This window comes from Blautia sp. HCP3S3_H10_2 (genome assembly GCF_052122375.1).
Taxonomy (GTDB): domain Bacteria; phylum Bacillota; class Clostridia; order Lachnospirales; family Lachnospiraceae; genus Blautia_A.
The window spans coordinates 99,615-117,699 of the sequence record NZ_JBQKCL010000014.1; the positions used below are offsets into that span (position 1 = coordinate 99,615).

General features: G+C 44.8%; 13 protein-coding genes and 2 pseudogenes. 2 read left to right on the forward strand and 13 right to left on the reverse strand.

The features are described 5' to 3' along the window. Nucleotides 1-64: 64 nt before the first annotated feature. Nucleotides 65-526 carry an FMN-binding protein gene (locus ACTQWB_RS14730; RefSeq protein WP_441502199.1) on the forward strand — a complete coding sequence of 154 codons (462 nt, stop codon included), beginning with the start codon at nt 65-67 and terminating at the stop codon, nt 524-526. A 15-nt stretch (nt 527-541) separates the two neighbouring features. Here ACTQWB_RS14730 and ACTQWB_RS14735 read toward each other — a convergent pair whose 3' ends face one another. From ACTQWB_RS14735 to ACTQWB_RS14795, 13 genes and pseudogenes are all read right to left on the reverse strand, one after another. After that, nucleotides 542-661 carry a DUF6783 domain-containing protein gene (locus tag ACTQWB_RS14735; RefSeq protein WP_441502215.1) on the reverse strand — a complete coding sequence of 40 codons (120 nt, stop codon included), beginning with the start codon at nt 659-661 and terminating at the stop codon, nt 542-544. Nucleotides 662-747: 86 nt separating this feature from the next. Then, on the reverse strand, nt 748-2,664 hold the full coding sequence (locus ACTQWB_RS14740; protein ID WP_441502216.1) for an NAD(+) synthase: 1,917 nt from the start codon (nt 2,662-2,664) through the stop codon (nt 748-750). Nucleotides 2,665-2,761: 97 nt separating this feature from the next. Next, nucleotides 2,762-3,640, reverse strand: coding sequence for an Hsp33 family molecular chaperone HslO (hslO, locus tag ACTQWB_RS14745; protein ID WP_441502200.1), 879 nt, complete (start codon nt 3,638-3,640; stop codon nt 2,762-2,764). Between the two features lie 47 nt (nt 3,641-3,687). Further along, a complete protein-coding gene (locus tag ACTQWB_RS14750) occupies nt 3,688-4,458 on the reverse strand; it encodes a class I SAM-dependent DNA methyltransferase (RefSeq protein WP_441502201.1) in 771 nt (256 codons plus the stop codon). Nucleotides 4,459-4,586: 128 nt separating this feature from the next. Continuing rightward, nucleotides 4,587-5,663, reverse strand: coding sequence for a hypothetical protein (locus ACTQWB_RS14755; RefSeq protein ID WP_441502202.1), 1,077 nt, complete (start codon nt 5,661-5,663; stop codon nt 4,587-4,589). A gap of 265 nt (nt 5,664-5,928) precedes the next feature. Beyond that, nucleotides 5,929-8,022, reverse strand: coding sequence for a HelD family protein (locus ACTQWB_RS14760; protein WP_441502203.1), 2,094 nt, complete (start codon nt 8,020-8,022; stop codon nt 5,929-5,931). A gap of 436 nt (nt 8,023-8,458) precedes the next feature. Then, a complete protein-coding gene (locus ACTQWB_RS14765) occupies nt 8,459-10,306 on the reverse strand; it encodes an ABC transporter ATP-binding protein (protein ID WP_441502204.1) in 1,848 nt (615 codons plus the stop codon). Beyond that, nucleotides 10,303-12,465 carry an ABC transporter ATP-binding protein gene (locus tag ACTQWB_RS14770; RefSeq protein WP_441502205.1) on the reverse strand — a complete coding sequence of 721 codons (2,163 nt, stop codon included), beginning with the start codon at nt 12,463-12,465 and terminating at the stop codon, nt 10,303-10,305. Before ACTQWB_RS14770 ends, ACTQWB_RS14765 begins: the two co-directional genes overlap by 4 nt. A gap of 17 nt (nt 12,466-12,482) precedes the next feature. After that, complete coding sequence (locus tag ACTQWB_RS14775) at nt 12,483-12,986, reverse strand: MarR family winged helix-turn-helix transcriptional regulator (protein ID WP_441502206.1); 504 nt, start codon at nt 12,984-12,986, stop codon at nt 12,483-12,485. 348 nt (nt 12,987-13,334) lie between these two features. Beyond that, a complete protein-coding gene (locus ACTQWB_RS14780) occupies nt 13,335-13,508 on the reverse strand; it encodes a DUF4250 domain-containing protein (protein ID WP_441502207.1) in 174 nt (57 codons plus the stop codon). A 43-nt stretch (nt 13,509-13,551) separates the two neighbouring features. Next, nucleotides 13,552-16,134, reverse strand: a complete 2,583-nt coding sequence (gene clpB / locus ACTQWB_RS14785; RefSeq protein ID WP_441502208.1) for an ATP-dependent chaperone ClpB — start codon at nt 16,132-16,134, stop codon at nt 13,552-13,554. Nucleotides 16,135-16,340: 206 nt separating this feature from the next. After that, a complete protein-coding gene (locus ACTQWB_RS14790) occupies nt 16,341-16,868 on the reverse strand; it encodes an AAA family ATPase (RefSeq protein WP_441502217.1) in 528 nt (175 codons plus the stop codon). A 171-nt stretch (nt 16,869-17,039) separates the two neighbouring features. After that, nucleotides 17,040-17,501, reverse strand: a pseudogene (locus ACTQWB_RS14795) (YczE/YyaS/YitT family protein); the annotation flags it as partial. 180 nt (nt 17,502-17,681) lie between these two features. Between ACTQWB_RS14795 and ACTQWB_RS14800 the strand changes: the two are divergent. Next, a pseudogene (locus ACTQWB_RS14800) lies at nt 17,682-18,085 on the forward strand (transposase); the annotation flags it as partial.

Below are 18,085 nucleotides of genomic sequence, written 5' to 3' on the forward strand. Positions count from 1 at the left end.
CTAACATAATTTCTCCTCTTTGATAATAGGATAGAATAAACAAGTTACATGGGAGGCGCTGTTCATGAGTTCAAAAACCAGGATCGTTGTGTTACATATGAAAGAAATCATCTATACCGTTGCCTTTCTGATCCTTGCCATCCTTCTTGGGATACTGATCTATTTTATGTTTGGTCCTGGAAAAAGCCAGACCACATCCGCAAAGGGCGAGGCTTTGTATACTCCTGGAGTTTACCGCAGTTCCCTTACATTAAATAATAATACCTTTGATGTGGAGGTTACCGTAGACCAGGACAGTATCCAGTCTATTGAACTGGTGAATTTAAGTGAGAGTACCACTGCCATGTTCCCCCTGGTGAAACCTTCCCTGGAATCCCTGGCAAGCCAGATCATCAAAGGACAGTCCCTGGACACCCTGAAATATTCAACTGACAGGAAATACACCTCCCAGCTGCTTATTTCGGCTATTTCCGATGCACTGAAAAAGGCGGAGAACCATGTAAGTTCTCCGTCTGATACTCCTTAATACATCATTCATGCATCAGCTGCTCCTTTTTGCAGCACAGCTAGAGCGTGTTTGAAAAAGGCTTTCTGCAAGATGTGCGTCACAATTTGTGGGAAATTTTGTCTGATTGAAGGAGGCGTAGCGGGCTACAACCACTGAAAGAGGGCAAAATATACCGCAAAGTGGGGCGTGCAGATTGCAGGAATGATTTTTCAAACAGGCTCTAAATCTCCTTGTAATTTCTATGCTTCCAGTTCCTCAAGGGCTTCCATCCAGACTGCTGCACTTGCGTCACTTGGCATGCGCAGATCTCCTCTTGGGGAAAGTGCTACACTTCCCACCTTCGGACCGTCTGGCAGACAGGAGCGCTTAAACTGCTGGGCAAAAAATCTCCGGTAGAAAGTTTTCAGCCATTTCAGGATTGTAGCCCTGTCATAGGTATTTTCAAAGGTACGGCATGCGATCCGGTAAATCTTGTCCGGCTCAAAGCCAGCACGAAGCATATAATACAGATAGAAGTCGTGAAGCTCATATGGGCCAACCAGGTCTTCTGTTTTCTGGGCGATCTTGCCATCCTTAGGCGGCAGAAGCTCCGGGCTTACCGGAGTATCCAGAATATCCAGAAGTACCTCCTCCAGTTCTTTTTCCCCACAGGTATCTGCATAATAGCGGACAAGGTGTCTCACCAGAGTCTTCGGAACAGATGCGTTTACCCCATACATGGACATATGGTCTCCATTATAGGTCGCCCAGCCAAGTGCAAGCTCAGAAAGATCACCTGTTCCTACTAATAATGCGCCCTCCTGGTTTGCCATATCCATAAGGATCTGGGTACGCTCTCTGGCCTGGCAGTTCTCATAAGTCACATCATGAACCATGTCATCATGACCGATATCACGGAAATGAACATTTACCGCTTCTTTGATATTGACCTCCGTAAGGGTGGCTCCAAGGCACCGGCTTAATTTGCAGGCATTCTGGTAAGTCCTGTCTGTAGTGCCAAAGCATGGCATGGTAATGCAGCGGATGTTATCCGATGGCAGTCCCATCAGCTGGAACGTCCGTGCTATTACAAGCAATGCAAGCGTGGAGTCAAGTCCGCCGGATAATCCCACCATTGCTTTCTGGCAGTGGATATGGCTCATTCTTTTCTTAAGTCCCATAGCCTGGATGTTGAGAATTTCTTCACAACGCATATCCCTTTCCTCTTTTACAGAGGGCACAAAAGGATAAGGGGCAAATTTCCTGGTAAGAGAGGTCTCCTCTACTTCCACTTCAAAAGGTACCAACTGGCAGTCTGAGCTGTCTGCTGCCGGATATGTGGAAATCCTTCTTCTCTCATCTGCCAGTCGCTGGACATCGATTTCCCCGTAAATTACCGTATTCTGGAATCTCTTCGCTTCTGCCAGCATGGTGCCGTTCTCCGCGATCAGATTCTGTCCTCCAAATACCAGATCCTGGGAGGATTCCCCTTCCCCTGCAGTGGCATAAATATAACCGCAGATCAATCTTGCAGACTGGCCTTTTACCAGATCCCGCCGATAAGAATCCTTGCCAACCATCTCGTCACTTGCGGAAAGATTTACAATAATATGTGCACCTGCCTGTGCAAGCTTCACACTTGGAGGAAGGGGAACCCACAGATCCTCGCAGATTTCCGCACCTACCGTCAGTTCCGGCAGACTTTCACAGGTGAAAATAAGGCTGCTTCCAAAAGGTACGCTTTCCTCGCCTACAGTTACATCTGTCCATACATCCTCCCCGGAAGCGAAATGGCGCTGTTCATAAAATTCATTGTAGTTCGGAATATGAGTCTTCGGCACAAATCCCAGAATATTTCCATGGTTCAGTGCAGCTGCCACATTGTAAAGCTTTCCATTCAAGCGCATAGGAAGTCCCACAAAGATCAGTGCATCTACATCCTGTGTCTCTTCTGCGATATCCAGAAGGCTCTCCCATGCACGGTCCAGCAGTCTTCTCTGAAGGAAAAGATCCTGACAGGTGTATCCTGTGATACAAAGCTCCGGAAGTACCATGATCTTGGCATGCTGTTCTTCCATTTCATGAATCAGCTCCAGAATTGCCTCCGTGTTGGCCTTGCAGTCTGCAACTGTAACCTGCGGCGTTCCTGCCGCTACTTTAATAAATCCCTGATTCATCTCCCGATCCTCTCTTTTCATCATTTCTCTTATATAACCATTACAGAAATTCCAGGGTTACTGTTTCTGACGTTCCCAGCAATCTTCCAGAAGCAATTTATTTGCACTTTCTCAGAATCTCTTTCAGTTCTTCTACTGTAAATGTATAATTTGTATTGCAGAAATGACAGTTCATCTCAATGGGCTTGCCTTCCTGGATCATCTCGTTTAACTCTTTTCTTCCGATACTGATCAGTGCTTTCTCTACCCGCTCTTTAGAACAATTGCAATGGAATCTGGTATCCATCTTCTCATTGATCTGTACATCGAAACCTTCCAGAACTTTTTCAAGCAGGCTCTCCGGAGTGTGTCCTTCTTCCAGAAGGTTGGTAACAGAATTGATCTTCTGTACATTCTGCTCCAGTCTGGAAATCACTTCTTCCTCTGCAAAAGGCATAAGCTGTACAATAAAGCCGCCAGCCTGACGTACGGTATTATTCTTATTCATCAGAACACCAAGACCAACTGCAGATGGTACCTGCTCACTTGTTGCAAAATAGTAGGTAAGGTCTTCTGCGATCTCGCAGGTCTGAAGCATAACCTGTCCACTGTATGGCTCTTTCAGTCCCATGTCCTTGATTACCGTCAGAAAGCCCGGTCCTACAGCACCTGCCACATCCAGTTTTCCTTTGGAATTCGCCGGAATACACACATCCGGATTTCCCACATAACCTTTTACATTTCCCTGGGAATCTGCTGTCACTGTAATTCCCTGAAGGGGACCGCCTGCTTTGATCTGAAGAGTGAGAACATCCTTCTCTCCCTTCATCATGGAGCCCATCATGGCTCCTGCGCTCAGAAGCCTGCCAAGTGCAGCTGTGGCTACCGGACTTGTATTATGATGTTCTCTTGCTTCCTCCACCATCTGGGTGGTTACTGCCGCAAATGCGCGGATCTGGTCATTCGCTGCAGTGGCACGGATTATATAATCATTCATGTATTGTTTCTTCTCCAATCTTAATTATGGTTAAAATAGCTTTTACTCTATAGACTCAATTTACCATGCTCACGTGCTACAAAAGTGAGTCTGCCGCTTTCTTTTTTCGGCGGCTCCATGGTATAAGCGTCATACACAGCCAGCAATTCCAGGCCAGCCTTCTTTAGAAGCTCTTTGATCTTCTCCAGGGAATAAGCCCTCTGGTAATGGATTTCCTCTGTTTTCTCATAAAGCCCGTCTTCTCTTGGGATAAAAAGAGCCAGCTCATAAGTATTGATCCCGGTTTCCTCATCATAGCTGTTCTCCCAGATAAAGCTTCCCTCATCCCTGTTTTCTGCTATGGTGGTGTCCCCGATCATAGTCTGGTATTTGTAAATGGTGTTCATATCAAACAGAAAGATTCCCTGTGGATCCAGATAGTTATTCACCAGGGCAAACACATGCTCCAGTTCCTCTTCTTCTGTTATGTAGTTCAGACTGTCACACACACTTACTATTGCACGTACGGTCCCGTATAATTCAAACTCCTGCATATCCTGGAGAAGATAGAGAATATCATGACCTGATTCTACCCGCTTCTCCATAGCCTCTGCAAGCATTTCCTCTGAATTGTCAACTCCGATCATATCGTAGCCGGCCTCTGCCAGAATCTCTGTCATAGTCCCTGTACCGCATCCCAGATCCAGAACCAGCCCATCTGTGATTCCCTGCCCATGAAGCTGCTGTTTCAGCCATTTTCCCCAGGCTTCGTAATCCACATTATCCTGGAACATATCATACACTCTGGCAAATTCGCCATATGCCTGAAAATTATCCATATTTCCTCCAAACGTTACAGACCTGGTTACCTTTTCCAAAAAAGCATGCCTTTGACAAACTCCGGAACAGTAACCGGACACAGCCATCCTGGCCGGGTAGCTGTGTCCGTGTAAGTCCATCAATCTTATTATTCTACAGGCATATAATATACATCTGCGCCTTCGCCATGCCAGTAATAATCTACATCGTTCTGGTCATAAACATCCTCATTGTTTACGAAACGATAGGTATTGCCATCAAAGTCTACCCAGTTTCCATTTCCATCCGGGGTAATTACAAGCGGATGTCCGTCAGAATTACGGTAAATGGTTCTTGTCTGATTGGTATCTCTTAACTGTTCCTGACTAAAGCCAGCGGAATTGCTGATGTATCCGTCCCCACTTCCGTCATCATAGGAAGAACCAGAATCCCCTGTCTGTGTACTGTCCGTAGTACCAGAAGCAGCTCCATCTGTAGTTCCCGCTGTGGTTCCATCTGTGGCACCATCCGTAGTTCCGTCTGTGGTTCCATTATTCTGGCTATCTGTTGCTGTGTCGGATGCAGCCTGTGCTGGTGCAGCTGCTTTCAGTGTGGAATCTCCAAGAATTCCAAAGGAATCAACGGCTGCCTTAATGCCGGAATAGGAAGCATCATCAACTACAGATCCACAGATATTATAGTACTCATCTGCGCTCTTATAAATTTTATGGATTGCATAGGTGTAACCACCACTCTTGGTGGTATCCGTGTATTTCACTGTATAAGAATAAACCCCGACGCCTTCTACGTCATTAGAAGTATAATCCTGAATCTCGAAGTCCGTTCCCTCTGTAAGATCAGAAGCCTGCTCAAGTGCAGCTGCCAGATCCTGTGTGTCCGGAAGCATAGCAGAAGCCATATCCTCCTCACCCTGTCCATGAAGGATCAGGATCTTACCCTGCTCCGGTGACTCAAAGCTGAGCATATCCGCTTCATCTGCCTTATTGGCCCAGGTGGCATCCGGAAGCTTGATGGATACAGCACCATTACTTGATGTGTAGGTGCTGTCCTGCACATTCGGTGCGATGGTCGGCTCAGGGGTCGGTGTGGATGTTGGTTCCGGGGTCGGTGTCACATCTACAACTACCTGCTCCTCTGGTTCGCCTCCCCCAAAACTACAGCCCGCCGCTGCAACAGAAACGCTTGCTGCTATGGTTAAGATTGCTAAAATCTTCTTATATTTCATGGTATCCTCCTTAATTTCTCTTTCAAATGAATCAAAAATCCATCTATTGTATTTCAATATTAACGGGAACTTTTCTCATTAGAAACATATTCCCCGGGCTACATTTTACAATTTTATTACAGCCCTGTCAATGGATTTACCTTCATGGAATTTAAAATTATTGTGAACAATAACTGGATTTTTTATACATTAATGACTATGTGTATTTTACATTCCTTCATATTTTAATCCAGGGATGTCATACTTTTGTAAAATTTATTATCCTTTAGTCCCCATATTCATACATATGCAGCTTGTGAAGTGCACGGGTAGCTGCAATATAACGTCCCTGCCTTGCAAGTGCACTCTGGTCTGCCTTTGGAAACAGGGAAAATACCTGGTCAAATTCCAGACCTTTTGCAAGATAAAAGGTGGTAACGGTAAGCCCTTTGCAGAAGCTGGTGCTGTCCCGGTGCAGATAAGAGAAGCGGTTCTCTGTATCAAATCCGGTATGTTCCAGTTTTTCCTTCAAAATGTGTGCTGCCTTTTTCGCCTCAGACTCTGTACGGAGCACGACAGCAGCTGTTTCAAACTGCTCTTCTCCAAGCTGAAGCTTCTTTACCACTTCCTCCAGTGCTGCTTCCATCCCGTCTTTCTTCTCGCCTGGCGTTTTTTCTACAGATTCAAATGCCAGTTCTTCCACAGGTTCTCCATGCCGTTCAAACAGTTCCATGTCTGTGATTCCAGCCAGCCGGTTTGCATAAGAAGCAATCTCTACGGTATTCCGGTAGCTTTTATTCATAATGATCCTGCGGATCTCTTTGCCAAAAATCTTCGGCAAAAAGCCAAGCACATCCTGGGTCTCATCCTCCATGGTCTGTGCTTTGTCCCCCAGAATGGTCATACGGCATGGGAACATCATTTTGATGATCAGATACTGAAGCCTGGAATAATCCTGCATCTCGTCCACTACCAGATGCTTGATTCCGTTATGGCTGGTCTGACGAAGCAGACGGTATTTCATATAAAGCACCGGGTAAACATCTTCATAGCGAAGTCTGCGCTCTCCGATCTGCACATGGGAAAGTTCCGGATAGCCGCAGCTTGAAAGAAAACGGCTGTAGATCACATAAAGATCCCGCGTCTCGTACATGTCCATAAATTTCTCCATCACAAGAGCACGTTCTTCTTCGTCCATATCATTATCGCGAAGTGTCTCCACCTCATCAATAAAATTCTCTGCCACTGCCTCCATACGGGAAAGCAGGGGAATATCCTGGAATTTAAAATAGAAAAGCTCAATAATGTCCTCTTCTTTTCTGGTAAAATTCTTATATTCCACATCATGGAAATTCATCAGCTCATCCTCCAGAGAGGTAAGATACCCCTCCATCTGGTTCAAGAATTCCTTTGACTGCTTTTCCTTATAAAGAGAAGGCATTTCAGGGAAATTCAGGCTTCTCTCAATCTGGTCATACCGGTCTTCACAGTCAGATACCACATCCTTCAGCTGTCTGTATGCAAAAAGATCAAAGCTCATTTCCTTAATGTTCTCTTCCCCCAGCTCCGGGAGAATATGGGAAATATAATCGGAAAAGATACTGTTCGGTGACAGGATCAGAATATTGGAGGATTTCAGATTCTGACGGTCGTGGTACAGAAGATATGCGATTCTGTGCAGGGCAATGGAGGTCTTGCCGCTGCCTGCCGCGCCCTGGATCACCATGATCTTGTCCTTCGTATTCCGGATAATGGCATTCTGCTCCTTCTGGATGGTGCGGACAATATTTTTCAATGCCGTACTTCCGCCGCTTCCCAGCTCTGCCATCAGGATCTCATCATCAATCTTGACATCGCTTTCAAACTGATAAACCATGCGGCCGTTTCTTATCTTGTACTGCCATTTGGATGCGATCTCACCGCTTATGGTTCCAAGTGGAGCTTCATAGGAGGCCGGCCCTTTGTCATAATCGTAGAAAAGACCGCTGACCGGGGCACGCCAGTCATAAATAAGCGGTGTATGTCCTGCTTCCTCAGCGAAGTTTCCGATTCCGATATAAAAAATTTCCGGTTCCTCTTCTCCTTCAAAAACGAAATCCACTCGTCCAAAGAATGGGGAATCCAGCATTTTCCGAAATCTTTTTCGTAAATGAATCTGCTGCTCGTTGGCATTGATCTGATGCAGAAGCGCCTGCTGGTTGTCAAAATTTTCGTAGCCATACTGGTCCATCTCGGTATAATTTTCCCAGTAGTATTCGTGCATTCCCTCAATGTCCTTCTGGCCTTCCAGGATAGACTCACTGATACGGGCGATCCTGGTTTTCAGCTTCTCTGTAACATATTCCAGAAATATGCTTCCGTCTTTATTATCAAATGTCATTTCATATGCTCCTTTTCCGGTCAAAAACAAGTCCTGTCTTTTTTGCCATAATCTGCACCGCGCATTTAAATTCTGGCAGAAACTTTGCTCCATTATACATTATCTTTTTGGAAAAGTATAGATAGAAAAACAGCAGTTTTCCATGTTACTGACCAGATATGGTTTCCTGCCAGCTACATAAAAACTGCTGTTTTATTTACTATGAAAGTTCTGTGCGGCAGCCATGAATTCACCATGCTTGCATGGTGGATTTATGGATATCGCACAGGCTAGACTGTATGCGTAAGTAGGGCGATAGCCCGGATTACGAATACAGTGGTTGATTGTGGGAGCGCCAAGGGGCGCGGAACAATCGACTTTCATTCATGGTGATGTCTGCGTAAGCAGACATATCCGTTTACTATGAAAGGCCTGTGCAACAGACATGTCCGTTTAGTTATGCACTCTGTGTCTTGTCAAACTGGCTGTTGTAAAGATCAGCATAGAAGCCTTTCTTTGCAAGCAGTTCCTCATGGTTGCCCTGCTCGATGATATCACCATCTTTCATTACCAGGATCAGATCTGCATCCTTGATCGTAGAAAGTCTGTGGGCGATCACAAAGCTTGTTCTTCCCTTCATCAGGTTGTCCATGGCTTTCTGGATCTGTACCTCTGTTCTGGTATCAACAGAGGAGGTTGCCTCATCCAGGATCAGGATCTTATTGTCTGCAAGAATAGCTCTTGCAATGGTGAGAAGCTGTTTCTGTCCCTGGGAAACATTGCTAGTCTCTTCATCCAGGACCATGTTATATCCGCCAGGCTGCTGCATGATAAAGTTGTGAATATGGGCTGCCTTCGCAGCTGCGATCACCTCTTCATCAGTAGCATCCAGTCTTCCGTAACGGATATTTTCCATAATGGTTCCGGAGAACAGCCAGGTATCCTGAAGAACCATTCCAAACATCTCGTGAAGCTCACTTCTGTTGAAATCCTTTACATCATGACCATCAACCCTGATGGAACCACTGTTTACATCATAGAACCGCATAAGCAGCTTGACCATGGTGGTTTTTCCGGCACCGGTAGGTCCTACAATGGCAATCTTCTGTCCATCTTTTACCTTGGCAGAGAAATCGTGGATAATGATCTTATCCGGATTATATCCAAAGTTTACATGATCAAATTCCACATTTCCGTTCAGACCATTGATGGAAACTGCATTTTCTTTTATGGTCTCCTCTTCTGCTTCATCCAGGAATTCAAATACTCGCTCGGAAGCAGCTGCTGAGGACTGAAGCAGGTTGGTTACCTGTGCAATCTGCTGGATCGGCTGGGTAAAGTTACGGATGTACTGGAAAAAGGACTGGATATCACCGACTTCGATAGAACCTTTAATGGTAAACCAGCCTCCAAGAAGGGCTACCATAACATAGCCAAGGTTTCCAACAAACTGCATGACCGGCATCATGATTCCGGAGAAGAACTGGGATTTCCATGCAGATTCGTAAAGCTTCTGGTTATCTTTCTCGAACTCTGCTACTACGTCCTCTTCTTTATTAAATACTTTTACTACATTGTGGCCGCCGTAGTTCTCTTCGATCTGGCCGTTTACCTCTCCCAGATATTTCTGCTGTGCCTGGAAATACTTCTGGGAGTGTTTCATAACAAAATTGATAATGATCATGGACAAAGGCAGGATCAGAAGGGCTGCCAGTGTCATCCATACATTGATGGAGAGCATCATGATAAATACACCCACCAGAGTGGTAACAGATGTGATCAGCTGGGTAATACTCTGGTTCAGACTCATCTGAAGGGTATCTACATCATTGGTTACACGGGAAAGGATTTCTCCATTTGTCCGGCTCTCATAATAATTCATAGGAAGACGGCTGAATTTCTTCGAAATATCTTTCCTGAGGTTATAGGTAACATCATTGGAAATTCCTGTCATCACATATCCCTGGATAAAGGAGAAGCAGGCGCTTGCCAGATACAGTCCAAGGGTCCATAAAAGGATATATCCGATCTTTCCAAAGTCAATGCTTCCCGTACCGTTTACCTTGGCTACCAGGCCATTAAAAAGCTCGGTGGTTGCTTTTCCAAGGATTTTAGGACCTACAATATTAAAAACAGTTCCTGCAATTGCAAAGATAAACATCAGGACAAAACGGAATTTATAACGCTCCATATACTGGAACAGACGTTTCATCGCTCCTTTAAAGTCCTTTGCTTTTTCCCCGGAGTTCATTGCACGGCTCCGGCGTCCGCCCATCATAGGGCCTCTGGCTTTGTTATCACTCATGCTAATTCCTCCTCTGAAAGCTGTGACATTGCGATCTGACGGTAAACCTCACAATTCTTCATCAGTTCCTTGTGGGTACCGATTCCTGCCATATTTCCATCATCCAGTACAATGATCTGGTCTGCATTCAGGATGGTGCTGATACGCTGTGCCACAATAATGGTTGTAATGTCTTTTGTCTTTTCTTTTAAGGCCTGACGAAGTTTACTGTCCGTCTTAAAGTCCAGTGCGGAAAAACTGTCATCAAAGATCAGGATTTCCGGTTTCTTGGCAATGGCTCTTGCAATGGAAAGACGCTGTTTCTGTCCACCGGATACATTGGTTCCGCCCTGGGAGATCGGTGCATTGTAGCCTTCCGGTTTCGCCTCGATGAAATCATCCGACTGGGCAATTTCTGCTGCCAGCTTCACCTCATCGCCTGAAATATCAGGCTTTCCATAACGGATATTGGAATCAATAGTTCCCGAGAACAATACTCCTTTCTGTGGAACATATCCCAGACGTTCACGAAGCTCATGCTGTGTCATGTCGCGGACATCCACTCCATCTACCTTCACACAGCCTTTTGTCACATCATAAAATCTTGGGATCAGGTTGATCAGGGTACTCTTTCCGCTTCCGGTACTTCCGATGATTGCAACGGTCTGGCCTTTTTGGGCTTTAAAGGTAATATCGTTGATTACGTTTTCTCCTGCTTCCGGATAAGCGAAGCTTACATGGTCGAATTCTACGGTTCCTTTTTCACTGGAGTCTGGTCTTACCGGTTCCTCCGGATCATTTACAGAGGTCTGCATTTCCAGAACCTCACAGATACGTCCTGCTGCAACATTTGCTCTTGGAAGCATAATGGAAATCGCTGTGATCATCAGGAAGGACATAATGATCTGCATTGCATACTGGATAAATGCCATCATATTTCCAACCTGCATGGTTCCATTATCAACCCCATGTGCACCGAAATAAATAATCGCAACAGATACCCCGTTCATGATCAGCATCATGATCGGCATCATAAAGGTCATACAGCGGTTTACAAACAGGTTGGTCTTTGTAAGGTCTGCATTTGCTTTTTCAAAACGCTCTTCTTCATGTTTCTCACGGCTGAAAGCACGGATAACCGGGATACCGGTAAGAATTTCCCTGGTTACCAGGTTCAGGCGGTCGATCAGGGTCTGCAGCCTGGTAAATTTCGGCATTGCGATCTGGAACAATACCAGGATCACAAGAAGAATCAGCACCACTGCCACTGCAAGAATCCAGGTCATAGAAGAATCGGTCTGGAGTACTTTGATCACGCCACCAATACCCAGGATCGGAGCATACAGAACGATTCGGAACATCATCGTCATCACCTGCTGTACCTGCTGCACATCATTGGTACTTCGGGTGATCAGGGATGCTGTGGAAAACTTGTGATATTCATTGCTGGAGAAATGGATGACCTTGCGGTATACATTGTCTCTCAGGTCATGTCCAAGGGCTGCTGCCACTCTTGCAGAAAGGAAAGTGACACAGACAGCTGCCAGCATGATCACCAATGCCATCAGGACCATACGGATTCCGGATGTTTTGATGTAATTCATCTGGATGGCATCCAGATCCTCACCCATGGCTTCATATTCTGCCTTTACGCCGCTTACGGCAGCCTGGGTAAGAATGGATTCCGGCATATCGGAAAGCTTCTCATCTACTGCTTCTAACATCTGCTGCTTCGCCTCAGCCGGCATGGCAGCCAGAACCTGCATAGGATCTGTACCTTCCGGTATCTGCATTTTGGAAAGCATCTGCTGGCTTTCTTCGCTGCCGGAAGTAAAAGAAGTATACATCATCAGTGGTTTGCACAACAGGTCATTTAACTGGTCACGTTTATCCCCTGTGATCTCCTCCTTCAGTTCATAAGTATCGCCATCCAGGACATAATCTTCCTGGACCTCTTTGGCTGTAGCTTCGTCCATAAACACCTTCAGGCTCTCCATGGTGCTCTCTCTTAATTTCTCCGGAACACCATCCGGAATACCGCCCTGCTGGATACCTACGTTGATGATCTTGGACGTATAGTCCGGCAAAGACAGATCGCAGTAAGCCTGTAAAAACAGCAGTCCAATGATCAGGACGATGTAGCCTGCTGATTTTTTCAGATACTTCATTAATTTAATCATGCTTTGTTGTCCTTTCGTTAAATTTTATTTTTGTTTTCTCTATGGCAAAAATGCTTCAATGGCAAATCATCTGGGGATATATCCGGCCCTGGCATTGCCTTGATGTTCTCCTTGATCTGGACGCAGAATCGCCGCATCAGACACAGCTCGCTTTCAGAAAATCCGGCAAGAAGCTGCTGTTCCCCTTCTTTTGCCATGCGCATTCCTTCTTTAATAATGGAACGGCCTTCCTCTGAAAGATAGATCCTGCTCACCCGCTGGTCCTTCTCATCCTGCTTACGGATGATGATACCTGCTTTCTCCAGTCGCTGTATGCTTACTGTAACGGTAGGCGGCTTCACTCCCAATTCCTTTGCAAGTTCCTTCTGGCTGCACCCGTCCCCTCTCCACAAAACTGCCAGGATCGGCATCTGACGTGGATGGATTCCCAGATTTTTCAGCTTACCAAAGCATTTCTCCATATACATCCGGCTGATTTCCATCATCATGCGCTGAATACTGCTTCCGTTGTCATTTTCCAAGTTCTCACCTCACTCGCTGTCTGTTTCTTATTTTCCGGCTTTTCTCTGTCTGGATAACAATTTTCCCTTCTGTTATCCAGTTCCTGCATTTTTTATATTGCCTGTATTTGACAATTCCGTTCATTTAGTTAGCCGACTAATTTTATAGTTTACACTTTATTACAAAAATTGCAAGTGTTTTTTGTGCAGTTTATAAAGTTTTAAGATTTATTTTTCTGTTTTAGTGGAAAGAAAGCTTTGTTAAGCTAAATATTTCCATTCAAAAAAATGCCGCCTGGAACTCTGTTTTTCACAGACTTCACAGGCGGCATCCAGCCTTTCAAAGCATTCTTTCACACAGCTTCTTCTTTAAATAAACTGATTGGTTCCCTCATCGTAATGATAATCAATAGAATCCATTTTATCCAGCAGAGATTCTTTATTAAGACCACGGCAGGTGCACAAGGCCTCCAGGGAATCATAGTAATCCCGTAACTGGGTGTTCACATAACTGAGCAGAATCATAGGATCTTTTGGTATCATAAGATTGGTTCTCCTTTGCTTTTTACTGGCTTCGCAGTAATTTTTATTTTACTTTTACTACATAGTCTCCATTTTCCAGATCCAGCACCAGAGTATCGCCGGTGTGAACCTCTCCGGAAAGGATCTTACGTGCAGTAAGTGTCTCCACATATTTCTGAAGGTAACGTTTCAGCGGTCTTGCACCATAAACAGGATCGTAACCATTGTCGATCACATCCTTCTTAGCTGCATCTGTCAGTTCCAGGGAAAGCTCCTGGTCAGCCAGACGGTCATTCAGCTCTTTTACCATCAGATCAACGATACTACCGATATTGTCTTTTGTCAACGGCTTGAACATAATGATCTCATCCAGACGGTTCAAAAACTCCGGACGGAAGTGTCCACGAAGATCGTCCATAACCTCTTTCTGAGCCTCTTCTTTGATCTCACCATTTTCATCAATTCCATCCAGCAGATATGGAGATCCAATGTTGGAAGTCATGATCAGTATGGTATTCTTAAAATCTACAGTCCTGCCCTGGGAATCAGTGATACGGCCATCATCCAGTACCTGAAGCAATACATTAAATACATCCGGATGTGCCTTCTCAATCTCATCAAACAAAACAACACTGTATGGTTTCCGGCGCACTGCCTCTGTCAGCTGTCCGCCTTCTTCATATCCTACATATCCCGGAGGCGCTCCGATCAGTCTGGATACAGAATATTTCTCCATGTACTCGCTCATATCGATACGGACCATATTCTGTTCATCATCGAAAAGAGTCTGGGCAAGGGTCTTGGCAAGCTCTGTTTTACCAACACCTGTAGGTCCAAGGAATAAGAAGGAACCAATTGGTTTGGTAGGGTCTTTAATTCCTGCTTTGGAACGAAGGATGGCATCTGTTACACGGCGCACACCCTCATCCTGGCCGATAACACGTTTGTGAAGCTCATCTTCCAGATGGAGCAGCTTTGCACGCTCTCCCTCTGTCAGTCTGGCTACCGGAATACCGGTCCAACGGGAAATGATTCGGGCAATCTCATCGTCAGTTACCACTTCATGCACAAGGCTTCTGTCACTTTCCTTGGTGTTGCGCTCCTCTATTTCCAGCTGCTGCTGTAACTTCGGGAGCTCGCCATACTGCAATTCGGAAGCTTTTTCCAGATCATAATTCTGTCTTGCAATCTGGATCTGCTTATTCATATCTTCAATCTGTTCACGAAGCTTCTGCAGCTTCTCCACAGAATGTTTCTCATTTTCCCATTGTGCTTTCTGGGTATTGAAAGAATCCTGCAGCTCTGCAAGCTCTTTCTGAAGCTCTTCCAGACGCTCCTTACTCAGGTTATCTGTCTCTTTTTTCAGAGATAACTCTTCCATTTTCATCTGGTCGATCTTACGGCGCTGTTCATCCAGCTCGGTAGGCATGGAATCCAGCTCTGTTTTGATCAACGCACAAGCCTCATCTACCAGGTCAATTGCTTTATCTGGAAGGAAACGGTCTGTGATATAACGGTGAGAAAGGGTTGCAGCTGCAACAAGGGCACTGTCTGTGATCTTAACACCATGGAATACCTCGTAGCGCTCTCGCAGTCCACGAAGGATAGCGATTGTATCTTCAACAGATGGCTCATCTACCATAACCGGCTGGAAACGACGTTCCAGGGCCGCATCCTTCTCAATATACTGGCGATACTCATCCAATGTGGTTGCACCAATGCAGTGAAGCTCGCCACGGGCAAGCATAGGCTTTAACATATTGCTGGCATCCATAGCACCGTCTGTCTTACCTGCACCCACGATCAGATGAAGTTCATCAATAAACAGAATGATCTGACCTTCGCTTTTCTTTACTTCTTCCAGAACGGCTTTCAGACGTTCCTCGAATTCACCACGGTATTTGGCGCCTGCTACCAGTGCACCCATATCCAGTGCAAAGATTTTTTTATCTTTCAGGGTTTCTGGAACATCTCCGGCTACGATTCGCTGTGCAAGACCTTCTACTGCTGCTGTTTTACCAACACCAGGCTCACCGATCAGAACCGGATTGTTCTTTGTCTTACGGGAAAGAATACGGATCACGTTCCGGATCTCGCTGTCTCGTCCGATTACCGGATCCAGCTTCTGGCTTCTGGCCTTCTCCACAAGATCCTCACCATATTTATTTAAGGTATCATAAGTAGCTTCCGGGTTATCGCTTACCACACGCTGGTTTCCACGTACAGTGGAAAGTGCCTGTAAAAAGCGCTCCCTGGTGATGCCAAACTCATTCCAGATTTTCTTCATGCTGGGGCTTGGATATTTCAGAAGTGCCAGGAAAAGATGCTCTACGGAAACGTACTCATCTCCCATTGCCTTGGCTTCGTCTTCTGCATTTACAAGTGCCTTATTCAGATATTGTCCGAACCTGAGCTCGCCGCCGGATACCTTTACTTTTGCATCCAGTGCATTCTTCACGGTGTTCAGAAAATATTCTTTATTAATTTCCATTTTCTCGATCAATTTGAGAATCAGGCTGTCTTCCTGGGTCAGGAGGGTATATAACAGATGTTCCTGTTCAATCTCCTGGTTGCCATATTCGTAAGCAACTTTCTCCAGATCCTGAACGGCCTGTACGGATTTCTGCGTAAATTTGCTGATATTCATAGGCTCTCCTCCTTCAGCTTTCTAATCCGGATGTCTGTGTGAACAGGCACCCTTTCTATTATTATAAAGCGCAGCTACCGCGGCTCTTTAAAAAAGTAACTCGCAGGGGCTGCGCTTGTATAAGTAATATCTTATTACGTGTATTAATATAGCACGAGTTGTTAGCACTGTCAAGAGGTGAGTGCTAATTTTGTTAAAATTCTTTTTTATAATGCATTCTCAACACATTTCATAATGTACTCCGCTCCCAGCTTGGTATTTAAAGTAATATCGAAATTTGCTGCTGCACCCCAGATACGGCCGGTGTAATAGCGATAGTTGTCGGCACGGCGTTTATCTTCGCGCTGGATTTTGCGCTGAGCGTCTTTGCGATTCATGCCAAGACGGCTTGTCACACGTTGGATTCTGCTTTCCATAGGTGCTGTGAAAAATACTTTTAATACACGGCTGTTATCCCGCAGGATATTATCAGAGCATCTGCCAATAATAACACAATTTCCTTTTTCTGCCAGTTCCTTTATTACCTTGGATTCTGCCTCGAAAATCTTATCTTTCGGTGCTTCCTCTTTCTCATTTCCATACTGATATACCTGGTTTACCAGGTCATAGATCAGACTGTTGGTCATAGATTCTTCTTTTTTCTCTATAAATTCCGGTGTCATACCAGTAGTTCCTGCTGCCATTTTGATAATTTCCTGGTCATAGAATGCATATCCAAGATGCTCTGCCAGCATTTTTCCAATGTCATGTCCACCAGATCCATACTGTCTGCCAATTACAATCACGTTTTTCTGCGGTGTATTTTCATTTTTATGCTGTACACTTTCATTTGTGCTCTGTTTCTCAACATTCTTTTCCCCATATTCTTCCGGGAAAATATATGGTTTCACAAATTCCAGATGTTTTCCAAACGTTCTTGCAATAAAGCCTACCAGCAGGGCAGCGATGATGGTTCCCTCACGAACTCCGTTCAGTTTTCCCCAGAATATAAATGAGAGGATTCCTGCAATAACGGTCATGGAGGAGTCGAAAATAATTTTCGTTGTTCCAAAATTGGTGTGCCAGGTCTGGACAATGGCGCGGACAAAAGATTCTCCGGGAAGCATAACCACATCTGCCAATACTTCCAGATATACACCGAATCCAAGTACAATACATCCTGCCAGAAGAGCGATCAGTTTCATCACATAATTTCCTGGTTTTACCCAGAAAAACAGATACATGGTAAGGTCAATAAAGTATCCAAATGCAATGGAAACTGGTATCTGCAAAATATTTTCTATTTTGAAGTTCTTTCTCAAAATTGCGATTTGCAATACAATAAGTAAAATACTGAATATAATGGTGAAATTTCCAAGTGTAAGAGGAAATTTGAGACTAAGCCTATATTATTCACGGCACAGCCGTGAAAGTGGCTGAAAGCCATATAGTTACTGTATTTTGCTGAATATTGCTTTTCACCTATCAAGTGAATGAAAAAAGAGCATCCATTTGTGGTAAAATTAAGGTGTTCAAAGTCTTAACAATCCCAAACAAAGGAGCCCTTTATGAGTATTGTAAACACCTTAGCCTTAAAAAGCAATAGACAGATTAAAATAAATTTTGATGGAGGAGATCTCTCCTCCGATGCAGGTCTGCTTCTTATCAAAGAATTCATAAGCAAGCTTGGTATTGATAAGCTTTTAGACAAAACTTTCAAGACCAATGATCCTGCATTATTCAGATATCACACGGATCAGGAAAATCTGCTCCAGATGATATATATGATCATTGCCGGTTATTTCGAAGATGATGCTTCCGATGAACTTACCAATGATCCAGTATTCAAGTCTGTACTTGAAAAAAAACGCCCTCGCATCACAGCCTACGGTATCGAGATTCTTTAGCCGTATGGATGAAGATACCTTAAACCAGTTCCTTGTGATTGGCCGAGTGCTTCGGAAGAAAATTT

What these genes read in the sequence shown, in the direction of transcription:
- ACTQWB_RS14765 (WP_441502204.1), bottom strand. Translation starts at nt 10,306, where the DNA reads ATGAGTGATAACAAAGCCAGAGGCCCTATGATGGGCGGACGCCGGAGC.
- ACTQWB_RS14780 (WP_441502207.1), bottom strand. Translation starts at nt 13,508, where the DNA reads ATGATACCAAAAGATCCTATGATTCTGCTCAGTTATGTGAACACCCAG.
- ACTQWB_RS14770 (WP_441502205.1), bottom strand. Translation starts at nt 12,465, where the DNA reads ATGATTAAATTAATGAAGTATCTGAAAAAATCAGCAGGCTACATCGTC.
- ACTQWB_RS14730 (WP_441502199.1), top strand. Translation starts at nt 65, where the DNA reads ATGAGTTCAAAAACCAGGATCGTTGTGTTACATATGAAAGAAATCATC.
- clpB (WP_441502208.1), bottom strand. Translation starts at nt 16,134, where the DNA reads ATGAATATCAGCAAATTTACGCAGAAATCCGTACAGGCCGTTCAGGAT.
- ACTQWB_RS14755 (WP_441502202.1), bottom strand. Translation starts at nt 5,663, where the DNA reads ATGAAATATAAGAAGATTTTAGCAATCTTAACCATAGCAGCAAGCGTT.
- ACTQWB_RS14740 (WP_441502216.1), bottom strand. Translation starts at nt 2,664, where the DNA reads ATGAATCAGGGATTTATTAAAGTAGCGGCAGGAACGCCGCAGGTTACA.
- ACTQWB_RS14760 (WP_441502203.1), bottom strand. Translation starts at nt 8,022, where the DNA reads ATGACATTTGATAATAAAGACGGAAGCATATTTCTGGAATATGTTACA.
- ACTQWB_RS14790 (WP_441502217.1), bottom strand. Translation starts at nt 16,868, where the DNA reads ATGCTGGCAGAGCATCTTGGATATGCATTCTATGACCAGGAAATTATC.
- ACTQWB_RS14750 (WP_441502201.1), bottom strand. Translation starts at nt 4,458, where the DNA reads ATGGATAATTTTCAGGCATATGGCGAATTTGCCAGAGTGTATGATATG.
- hslO (WP_441502200.1), bottom strand. Translation starts at nt 3,640, where the DNA reads ATGAATGATTATATAATCCGTGCCACTGCAGCGAATGACCAGATCCGC.